The following is a 569-nucleotide window of genomic DNA, read 5'->3' on the forward strand; positions in this document are numbered from 1 at the left end:
TGCGTGTGCGTGCTGGCGCCGCCGAGTTCCTCCGCCGTGACGATCTCGTTGGTCACGGTCCTCACCACATCGGGGCCGGTGACGAACATGTAGGAGGTGTCGCGCACCATGAAGATGAAGTCGGTCATCGCCGGCGAATAGACCGCGCCGCCAGCGCATGGTCCCATGATCACCGATATCTGCGGTACTACGCCGGAGGCATCGACGTTGCGGTTGAAGACGTCGGCATAGCCAGCGAGCGAATCCACGCCTTCTTGGATGCGCGCGCCGCCGGAATCGTTGAGACCGATGACAGGCGCGCCGTTCGTCACCGCCATGTCCATGATCTTGCAGATCTTCCTGGCGTGCGTCTCCGACAGCGAGCCGCCGAGCACGGTGAAGTCCTGGCTGAAGACATAGACCATGCGGCCGTTGATGGTGCCCCAGCCGGTGACCACGCCGTCGCCGGCGATCTTCTGGTTCGCCATCCCGAACTCGGTTGCCCGGTGGGTGACGTACATGTCGTATTCCTCGAAGGACCCTTCATCGAGAAGCACCTCGAGCCGTTCGCGCGCCGTCAGCTTGCCCTT

General features: G+C 63.3%; 1 protein-coding gene. It reads right to left on the reverse strand.

The features are described from left to right. Nucleotides 1-569 (reverse strand): carboxyl transferase domain-containing protein (locus ACWGS9_RS35210; RefSeq protein ID WP_454509480.1); only part of this gene is annotated, 569 nt, incomplete at both ends.

The organism is Mesorhizobium sp. Arg314, from assembly GCF_053714275.1.